This is a genomic window from Flavobacterium pisciphilum (assembly GCF_020905345.1).
GTDB classification, from domain to species: domain Bacteria; phylum Bacteroidota; class Bacteroidia; order Flavobacteriales; family Flavobacteriaceae; genus Flavobacterium; species Flavobacterium pisciphilum.
Genome location: NZ_JAJJMO010000001.1, coordinates 643,632 through 651,898, shown reverse-complemented (window position 1 = coordinate 651,898; position 8,267 = coordinate 643,632). Strand labels below are relative to the sequence as shown.

Here is an 8,267-nt window from a genome sequence, read left to right as displayed (position 1 = left end):
CCGGATCCTGAATTTACTTCTTCTGAAGTAGATTATGTTGCTCCAACTACTGAAATGGAAATAGCAGTTTGTGAAATCTGGATGGGACTACTGGGATTAGATCAAGTGGGAATCACGGATGACTTTTTCAAAATAGGAGGTAATTCTATTTTGGCGATACAGGCTTCGCATCGTATGAGCAAGTTATTAGGATCTAATGTTAAAGTAGCTGATGTTTTTAAATTTAGAATGATTAGTCTAATAATTGAAAAGTGTAAGGCAAAAAAGGTCAATGATGAGAATATCAGTTTTGAGTTGTCAATAATATAAAAATTTTAAGTAAGAAACGAATGGATAATATAGAGATCATGTTTTATGAATTTAGAATTAATGAAGGTGCTATTTGGCTTCATAATGAAACAATTCAATTTTCAATACCCAAAAAATTTCAAAACGAGGAAACAAAAAATTTCCTTGTAAACAATAAAGGAAAAATAGCCTCCATTCTTAATGAAAATCAAATTTTTTCGAAAGAGAAGTTCTTAGATACGGAAATATTCAAGGATAGTACGCTAACATACTATCCATTAAGTCCTGGCCAAGAACGTTTGTGGTTTATCGAACAGTTTGAGGAAGGAACTAACGCTTTTAATTTGTATGAAGTGTTTGAATTAGAATCGGATACTGATAAAGAAGGTGTAAGATACGCTCTGCAAAAGATTGTATCAAGACATGAAGTATTAAGAAGTACTATTGAACAGAGAGAAAATCAAAATACCAGTATTCAGGTAGTACATAATGATTCCCTATTTATTGAAGAAATTGTAGTGTCTGATTTAGAGGATTGCAGAAATCTAATCAAAGAAGAAATTAAACAGCCCTTTAAATTAAATATAGAATATCCTATTCGTATAAAGCTTTATAACATTAAATCAGCATCGGATGATTTATTAAATAAAACGTTATTGACAATTACGACACACCATATCGCTAGTGATGGTTGGTCTAAAAATATATTTCACAAAGAATTTCGAGCCTATTATGAAGCTTATATTAGAAATGATAAAAACTTCAGTTTACCTGAATTGGAGATTCAATATAAAGATTATTCGTTGTGGCAAAGATCTTATTTGACTGGGGAAATCTTAGAAAAGCAGCTAAGTTATTGGAAAGAGAAATTGTTGGGATATCAGACTTTAGAATTTCCGAAGGACTATACCAGACCAGCTTCAATCGATTACAATGGGGGAGGTCAGTCTTTTACGATAAGTAAAGAAGTTAGTGAAAAATTAAGAGGACTAGCTCAGCAATGTGGCGTAACATTAAATAGTGTTATGTTAAGTAGTATAAATATTTTGTTTAGTAAGTATACTAATCAGGATGACATTGTGATTGGTAGCCCTGTTGCCAATCGCCATAATCGCCAAACGGAAGAACTTATTGGTTTTTTTGTCAATACCCAAGTGAATAGAACACTACTTAATAAAAGTCAAAGTTTTAAAGAATTAATAGAGCAAGTTCATCAAAATCAAATAGATGCCCAATTGCATCAAGACTTGCCTTTTGAAAAAATAGTGGATGAATTAGGAGGAGAACGCAATACTTCTATACATCCTATTTTTCAGGTGTTATTTGCAGTTCAAAGTTTTGAAGGACAAGATAAAACGATAAATCAAGAGAAGAACTTTCTGAATCCATACGATGTGGGGAATGTAGACGGAGTTGAAAAACTTGACATTTCCATTTATATTAATGATAGCGAAGAGGAGCTTACTGGGATTTTAAGTTATGCTAAAAGTTTATTTAAAGATGAGACGATAGAAAGACTTCTTAGTCATTTTATAAATCTACTTGAGCAAGTAACAAAAACACCAGAGAAGCCATACTCCCAAATCAATTTACTAAGTGAAACAGAATTAAATCAGCTTGTTTACGATTGGAATACTACAAATAAAGAGTATGAGAAAGCCAAGTCAGTTATAGATTTATTTGAAGAACAGGTGGTAAGAACACCAAATCATAGTGCTATTGTATTTGGAGGAAAAGAACTTACCTATCAGCAACTTAATGAAGAATCTGATAAATTGGCTAGCTATTTAATTGAAAGTTATGATACTCAGAGAAATGATTTGATAGGTATTATGCTAGATAGGTCTGAAATGACAATCATAGCCATTTTAGGTGTTTTGAAAGCCGGCGCAGCATATGTGTGCATAGATCCTGAATATCCTTTAAATCGTAAGGAACATATTATTGAGGATACATCGCTTAATATCTTAATTACACAAGTAGATTATATTTTTGATTTAGATTTTTATCAAGGGAATTTGTTTTCAATTGATGTGCAATTGGATTCCATTAGTATCTCAGATCAATTATCTAAAAAAGTTATTCAACCTGATGATCTAGCGTATGTTATATATACATCAGGAACTACTGGTAAACCCAAAGGAGTTGAATTAACACATGCCAATTTGAACAATTTGTCATTCAATATCATTGAAGCTTTTGATATTGATGAGCAAACTATTTCTTCTCAGATTATCTCAACATCTTTTGACGGCGCTGTTTCAGAAATTTATCCTACATTAATTGCAGGTGGTACGCTTCATATTGTTTCTGAGGAGATTAAGCAAAATGGCAATCTAATGAAACACATTGCCTCTGAAGAAATCACGCATCTTACTGTTCCTGCAGATTTATTAGAATCGTTTGAATATTTAGCATTAAATAAATTAAAAACGATTCATGTTGGAGGAGGAGTTAATTCAGTTGCATGTTTGAATAGATGGAGCAATGGTCGTAAATTGATAAATGCTTATGGCCCAACCGAAGGTACAGTTTACACCACGATGCACCAATATAAAGAAGGGGATTTAAATGCAAAAATTGGAAAACCGATAAGCAATACAAATGCCTATGTTTTAGACAACAACAATGCTCCAGTTCCAGTTGGAGTGATAGGAGAGTTGTACATAGGAGGTGCAAGTTTATCGCGCGGATATCTGAATCGTTCGGACTTAACAGCAGAGCGTTTTGTAAACAATCCATTTGCTACCGAAGCTGATAAAGCCAAAGGGTACACTAGATTGTATAAAACAGGAGATTTGGTACGTTGGCTGCCAGATGGAAATTTAGAATACATAGGAAGAGGAGACGATCAGGTTAAAATTCGAGGATATCGTATTGAGTTGGGCGAGATCGAATATGCCATGTCACAAATTGATGGAATCAAGCAGGTGTCTGTTTTGGCTAAAGAAAGAAAGACTGAAACAGTTACCACTAAATACTTGGTAGGTTATTATGTATTAGATACACATGAGCTTACAATTGATCAGGCATCAATTATGGAGAAGTTGTCCAGAGTCTTGCCGGATTATATGGTTCCTACAGCCTTGGTAGCAATGGAATCCTTTCCATTAACAATCAATGGTAAATTAGACAAACGCGCCTTACCGGATCCTGAGTTTAATACTGTAGTAGATTATGTTAAGCCCGAGACGGAATTAGAAATCAAACTCTGTGTTATTTATTCTGAAGTTCTTGGTTTGTCAAGCGATCAAGTCAGTATCCATCAGAACTTTTTCAAGATGGGAGGTAATTCGATTTTGAGTCTTCAATTGAAGCAGAAATTGAACCAATTGGATGAATTTAGAGAGATTAGTATTGCGGATTTATTTGAGTACAATTCGATTATAAAACTCATTCAAAGCATTCGTCCTACTACTTTACCAAAATATCAACTTAAAACGAGCAGTTTAGAGAGCACAGCTCATGAGATTGCGATTATAAGTACTTCGGGAGCGTTCAGTGGAGCGGAGAATACAACAGAATTTTGGCACTTAATTGCTAATCAGCAAGAAGGGATTGAATTATACAGTAAAGAAGAGTGTCTACAACGAGGAGTGGAAGAATGGTTATTAGAGATGCCAAATTTTGTTCCAGTATTGGGACAAGTGGAAGGTATAGAAAATTTTGATCCAGTATTTTGGGGTATATCACCCAATGAGGCAAAACAAACGAATCCTCAAATTCGTAAATTTATCGAGCACAGTTGGTTCGTATTAGAATCATCGGGATATTCTCAAGAGCGAAAAAAACATAACATAGGGGTATTTGCTGGAAGTGGAAATAGTGACTATTTCTATGAGCATATTCTAAATGGAGAAAAGGCAGATCAAATCAATATGTGGGAAGCAGCTGCCTCAAACAGCAAGGACGCCTTAGCGACAAAAACGGCTTTTTTTCTAGGTCTATCTGGTCCTGCGACTTCGATTAATACTGCCTGTTCAACAGGATTGGTTTCTGTGGTAGAAGCCTGTAAAAATCTGCAACTTGGCTTTTGCGATATGGCTTTGGCGGGCGGAGTATCTTTTGGTGAACCAGATGGTATTGGTTATTTATACGAAGAAGGAATGATTTCATCTAAGGATGGTCATTGCCGAACATTTGATGATCAGGCTTCTGGTACAATTGGAACATCTGGAGTTGGAGTTGTTTTGCTAAAACGATTGGAAGATGCTATCAAAGATGGGGACACCATCTTAGGAGTTATCAAAGGCTATGCTACCAATAATGATGGGGATCGTAAAACGAGTTATACCGCACCTTCACTAATTGGTCAGAGCGAGTGTATTATTAATGCCCAACGCATGGCAGGGGTGAGTTCTAACGAAATTGATTATGTGGAGTGCCATGGTACTGCTACTCATTTGGGTGATCCGATAGAAGTACAGGCGTTAAGAGAAGCTTTTGCTTTCAATGAAGACAAGGAAAAACCATTAAGTCGTAAAACAGTATTGGGAGCAGTGAAAGCCAATATTGGTCATGCAGATTCTGCTGCAGGTACGGCAAGTTTGATCAAAGTTTGCGCGATGCTTCAAAATAATATTCTTCCAGGACAGGTTAACTTTGAAAACCCTAATCCAGAGCTTGGTTTAGAACAAACCAACTTTGAGATTCTTAAACAAAACCGAGAATGGTTGCCTAACCATGGCAAGCAACGTTTGGCAGGAGTGAGTTCTTTTGGCGTTGGAGGTACTAATGCGCATGTGATTATTGGAGATTATATTGCTCCAACAAAAGAGCCGCAGGAAACCACAATAACAGAGGAACATCATTCGATAAAGTATATCATTCCTGTATCTGCCAAAAGCGGACCATCATTGGAACAGAACAAAACGGCCTTATTAAATTATTTAACAGGAATACAAAATACGCAACAAGCAGTTACTATTCGAGATATTGCCTATAGTTTACAAGAAAAGAAAGAGCAATTTCAGTATAGAAGTGTTTATTCTGCCCAGACAATTGATGATTTAATTGCTGAATTAAAAGAAAATACCATTACCACTGAGGTAAATACAGAAAGCAATGCTAAGACAGTGTTCATGTTCCCGGGACAAGGAGCACAATACATCGATATGGCAAAAGCGCTGTATGAGAATGAACCGATTTTTAAGGCTACTATTGATAAATGTATTTCCATTGCTAACCAACACCTAGAAGTCGACTTGCATCAGGTTATGTATCCCAATGCAGGAGATGTATACGATATCAACCAAACACAGTGGTCTCAAATCACTTTATTTATTATCGAATATAGTTTGTCGGAGTACTTGACACATTTAGGAGTTAAAGCAGACGCTTATATTGGTCACAGTATAGGAGAATATGTAGCGGCTACTTTATCTGGAGTTTTTAGTTTAGAAGATGCCATAAAAACGGTAATTTCTAGAGGGCAACTTATGCAGTCCATGGAGTCGGGCAGTATGATTGCTATCCATTCTTCTGAAAGCGATATTCAGGAAATAGTAAAAGAATACGATTGTGAAATTGCTGTTATCAATTCTTTAGAAAACATTGTGATTTCGGGTAGCCATGATAAGATTCAAAACCTGAAAACGGCATTAGAGAATCAAGGAATTATAAGTATAAAATTGAACGTATCTCATGCCTATCATTCTGTTATGATGGAAGGGATTTTGGATAAATTTGAAAAGGAATTTTCAGATGTAAAGTTAAATGCACCTAAGAAGAAATTCATTTCAAATTTAACTGGAGAGTTCGCTACAGCAGAAGTTACTTCTCCAAGATATTGGTGTAATCAGCTTCGAAATACGGTTCAATTTGCAGAAGGAATCAACACCTTAAGTAAACAATTTAACCATCAAGTTAGCTTCATCGAAGTGGGACCCGGTAAAGGATTGGGTTCATTTATCAATACGTATAAAAAACTAAATAACTACAAATACCTACAATCAGTACAGTTATTATGTTCTGCAAGAGAAGTACATGAAAATGTAGAAAATGGTTTACTTAACAAAGAGCAACTTATTGCTAAACTTTGGATGAATGGAGTTATTGAAAAACCTAACGAAGTTCAATTCTTTAAACAAGCAAAGTTGCTTAGTAATTTGCCAGTGTATCAATTTGATTCTCAAAAATACTGGTTAGAAAAAGGGAAAGAAACCAAATCACAAGATCAACTGGCATTGCTCCCTGAAGAAAAATGGCTGAGTGCTCCAGTGTGGTCAGCAGTATCGAGTTTTAAAGCTAATAAAGTGATTAATTCTGTTGCTAAAAAAGCCCTGATTTTTATTAGAGAAGATCAAAAGGATATACTTGATTTCCATAGTTTATGCGAGGAAATTCAATTGGTTATAATAGATTCGAATCTAAATCAAATTGATTATTCTGAAACCATAAAAATTAATTCTGAAAATGAAGATCATTTTAAAAATCTAGGTTCATATTTCAAGACCAAGCAGATTACTTTTGATATGATTATCCATTGCAGTTCAATTGATAATACTTCCCAATCAGAGGATAAATTGAATAATAGTTTTTACTCTTTATTTTTAATTCGCCAATATTTATTAAACAGCAACGGTTTCAAAAAATTAGTTGTATTAACAAACGGATTAACACAAATTACTAGTGAAGATACTATTAACCCATTCAATGGTACTTTAGTTGGAGCAATCCGAAATATCAATCACGAGTTTCTAAATTTAGATGCTAGGACGATTGATATTGGATACAATTACAGTAATGTTGAATCAAGTATTTCTCAAGTTGTAAGTAATGAAGCCTATAAAAAATCAGATGAACTATTAGCTGTAAGGTTCGGAAAATTATGGATTGAACGATTTGAGAAAATAGACAATTCAGTAGTAGAAGAAAGAATAATTGAAGATGGAGATGTTATTTTAATAACTGGAGGTCTAGGCGGTGTTGCATTATCTATTGCTAAATACATTTCGGAAAAGAACCGCGTTAAGTTTATTTTAGTCAGTAGAAAAAATATATATGACGAACAGAATCCATCTAATTATGTTAGGTCCAAATTCAAAATAATTGAAGAAATTATTGCAAATAATTCATCTGTAGATATTCAGTGTTTCGACATTTCCAATTCTCAACAAGTAGAAACCTTAATCAAAAACATGCAAAATGTTTATGGTTCTATCAAAGGAATTATTCATACTGCTGGTGTCAAATCCCTAGACATAGAAGAATACAATTTAACTAACATAAAAAATGTTTTGGGAGGTAAGGTTTATGGTATCGATAATATATTAAATGTTATTGATTTGACTTCTACTAAGTTTATAGCCTTTACTTCATCTTTATCAAGTATTATGGGAGATATTAACCGCTTAGAGTATTGTGCGGCTAATAGCTATCTTGATTATTTGGCAATGGATAAAAAGAACTTTAAAAATATAAACACTCTTGCTGTCAATTGGCCGGGTTGGTCTGATACAGGTATGGTTAGAGAAGATAGTATCAGTTCAATAGAAACGATAAAACCATTAACGGGTTTAAGTAACCTTCTTCATTTGAATACAGTAAACCAGAATGAAGGGGCTGAATTGTTTTATAGATTAATCAATCAAACGAGTTATGACCAAGTTGTCGTGTCAAAATTAGACATACACACATTAAAATCAACATTATTCAGCCAAAACGAAACCCCATCCGATAATCAAGAGATAAAAATTATAGAAGATGATTATTCAGAAAAAGAATTTCAGGTGGCTGTAATATTTGCCAATATCCTTGGCTTAGAACAAATATCTATTCATGATGATTTCTTCAAACTAGGTGGGAATTCAATTCTTGCAACACAATTTTCTCACCGTATGAGCGCAATGTTTGATGCTGATGTAAAAATTGCAGATATTTTTCGATTTAAAAATTGCAAAGCCCTAGCTGAAAATATTCAGGTTTTGGAGATTGCATCTGAGAATGTTCAAATGGAATTTTAATTAAATATCCATAAT

The 8,267-nt window shown here is 34.2% G+C and carries 2 protein-coding genes; both read left to right on the top strand.

The genetic code is table 11. The features are described from left to right. Nucleotides 1-54 precede the first annotated feature (54 nt). Nucleotides 55-309 carry a phosphopantetheine-binding protein gene (locus LNQ49_RS23325; protein ID WP_428978348.1) on the top strand — a complete coding sequence of 85 codons (255 nt, stop codon included), beginning with the start codon at nt 55-57 and terminating at the stop codon, nt 307-309. 20 nt (nt 310-329) lie between these two features. Next, complete coding sequence (locus LNQ49_RS02645; RefSeq protein WP_229987230.1) at nt 330-8,252, top strand: non-ribosomal peptide synthetase/type I polyketide synthase; 7,923 nt, start codon at nt 330-332, stop codon at nt 8,250-8,252. The last annotated feature ends 15 nt before the right edge of the window (nt 8,253-8,267 follow it).